This window comes from Candidatus Zixiibacteriota bacterium, from assembly GCA_022865345.1.
Lineage (GTDB): Bacteria > Zixibacteria > MSB-5A5 > MSB-5A5 > RBG-16-43-9 > RBG-16-43-9.
On the sequence record JALHSU010000197.1, the window covers coordinates 1 to 2,787 of the forward strand.

Annotated in this window: 3 protein-coding genes; all 3 read left to right on the top strand. The window is 38.5% G+C overall.

All coding sequences use genetic code 11. The features are described from left to right. Positions 1-364 (top strand): His/Gly/Thr/Pro-type tRNA ligase C-terminal domain-containing protein (locus MUP17_09995; GenBank protein ID MCJ7459312.1); only part of this gene is annotated, 364 nt, incomplete at its 5' end. 28 nt (positions 365-392) lie between these two features. After that, positions 393-2,582, top strand: coding sequence for a hypothetical protein (locus MUP17_10000; protein ID MCJ7459313.1), 2,190 nt, complete (start codon positions 393-395; stop codon positions 2,580-2,582). Beyond that, positions 2,576-2,787, top strand: a 212-nt coding sequence (locus MUP17_10005; protein MCJ7459314.1) for an OB-fold nucleic acid binding domain-containing protein, incomplete at its 3' end; no start/stop codon positions are given. The genes MUP17_10000 and MUP17_10005, both read left to right, overlap by 7 nt.

Sequence of the window (2,787 nt, forward strand, 5' to 3'; positions counted from 1 at the left end):
ACCTGCAATCGGTTTTGCTGCAGGAATAGAGAGGCTCTTTTTGGTTTTGGAGATGCAAAAGAAGTTTCCGCCTGAGGATGAAAGGCTGGATATATTCATCGCTCCGTTAGGGGAGAAAGAAAAAAGTCTGGGGTTAAAACTTCTCAAAGACCTGAGAGAAAAAGGTCTGAGATGTGATCTTGATTTTCTGGGAAGAAGTTTGAAATCGCAACTGAAGGAAGCTGACAGGCAGAAAGCAAAAAAAGTTCTGATTATCGGAGAAGATGAGTTGAAAAAAGGAAAAGGAACTCTTCGGGACATGGAGACTAAAGAACAAAAAGAGATTGAGTTTGAGAAATTGGTGCAGGAGTTAATTCGAGCTTAAGAGAGTAGTATCGTCGGAAAGAATAACAATGAATGACAGGATAAAATGCCCAAAATGCGGGCAGGAAACCTTTGAGAATCCAAGATACTATAGTGTAAGAGACGAGATGGTATTGTTTGACGGGAAGTGTGTCAACTGCGGTTACAACATAACGGTCGAGGAGTTGTACGAGGATTTGAACAAGAGATATGATTTTGAAGAAGATTTTACGATCGTGAAATATCCATTGGAAAATATTCTAGAGAAATGCGGAGATAGAGAACTAAACATTAAGTATTTAATATTAACGTTTTTGCTAAAGGTCTACAATGGCAAATTGGCAAAGGCTGAGGACGAAGAAACGATTAAAAGGTATTTAGATAAGAAAATTGAATACCAGGAGATCTTAGAGAATAGAAAGTTTTCGGAAAAGCAGATCCTAAAGCAGCTTGCAATGGAATTAGAGAAACATTGGGGTCTCAGCATATCCGCAATAGATAAGTATAGAGATATTATTTCACTGGACCCGGAGGATACCAACAGTTACTTGGATTTGGCTAGGGCTATTTCTGAAAGTGGATGGTCCTCTCACTTTATGGAGGAAGCGGAAAAGAACTACGGAACTTGGTTTAAGTTATCCTCAGCGAACTGCGACGCGAAAACAAGACGAGCTTTGGAGAATGAATATCTTAAAAGGCTGGCAGATTTGTACTTTAAACGGGGTATCTCGAGAGATGGTGATAATAATCATCTCTTAAAAGCTTTAAGTTTCTTAGAGAGGGTAGATTTGTCGGAAATCATGGACAGCGACAAACTGGGGCAATTAGAAAAGGCATTAGTTGATAGAGAAATTGGTATTAAAGAGATAGAAAAAAGTTGGTTACCTTTTACTATACAGGTAAAGTCATTGCAGCTTCAGATTTTGCTCAAACTGCAAGAATTTGATGGTGCGCTCAAAGTATACGAGGAAATAGATAAAATAAGCCCTGGTTTTGTGAACCACTATAACTATAAGAAGACAAAGAAAACTGAGGATGGGGAGATTAGAGAGCCCGAATTCTTTAACTTTTATGATTTGGAAGATGCTAAACTGTTTGCGAGCCTAACGAAGCTATTCTGGGATACCGGGAAGCCTGCGCTGGTCGGAGACATATATTCGAGCGTTCCAACTGTTATACTCATAAAAGATCAGCCGGGTCCAGAAATAAAAGATTGGTCTCTTGATTACTCTTCCGTTGATAACCTGTGGGAGGTTTTTGATCTATACTCCGGGGTAGAGGCCGAGGAAGCTCAAGCCTATTATGCGGAGTTAGCTAGTTTCACCTTTAGCTACACGATTTTGCCGTATCTGGTAGCCAGATCCATAATGCAGACCATACGGTTGAAAGGTGTAGAAAAAACGCCCCCGTCTTTAGTGGACCACTGCATACACCTTTTGAAAATCTTTTCAATTTTTCACGTACGGCATTTTATCCCTTCACGCGGAGGGGTTCCAACGCTTTATGGACCTTTAGCCAAGCTTATCCCCGGGTATAGGGAGGGAATGTTTGAATGTCACCTGTATCTTGGTGAATTATGTGAATTAAAAAAAGATTCCGAGCGAGCTCTCACAGAATACAAAATGGCAGCAGAGTATACACCGGAAAATTTTGAGGTGAGAAAGAAAATTGAAAACTTGCGAACGAAGTTTACAAATGATCTGCAAATTGAAGCAGAGAATTTAACCAAGATTGAAACAAGAGAAATTCCTCTTGATACCACAAAGAGAATCATATCTCTATTAGGTAACATAAAGGATAGTTTTCCTGAACATTACGAAAGAACTAAAAAGCGGGTTGAATTATATGGCAAAGAGTTGCCATATGATTTACTGAATCCCTTAAGGAGCACTGCACAAGAGTTTTTCAATAAAATTTATGAGGATAAAAAGTCAAGAAAAAAGAAATCTACAGAAAATTATTTCAAAGAATTAATGAGTAAAATTTTTAAAAAGTCAAAAAGTGAAGATTTTCTGATAAAAGTTGAAGAAATGAGAGAAAGAAATATAATAAATCCTTACATCGAAAACCTACTTAGATTAATTTGGTCTATTGGTAGTAAAGGTTCACACCCTCCACCCAGGTATGTAAAAGAATTCGAATTAGAAGATATTGAAGTCATAATATCTGCTGTAGTTACGTTCTTGAGGTGGTATAGTGAGAATATCAAAAACAAAAATAGTAAGGAGAGAATTTGCTAAAATTTGAAAATCTAAAGCGCACGCACACTTGCGGTGATTTAAGGAAGGGTCATTCAGGGCAGAGGGTGAGATTGAACGGGTGGGTGAATAGTTACCGGAATCACGGGGGATTGATTTTTATCGATTTAAGAGACAGGTATGGAATCACCCAGGTTGTTTTCAAACCGGATTTAGTGGACAAAGAGACCATGGAGCTTTCTGCAAG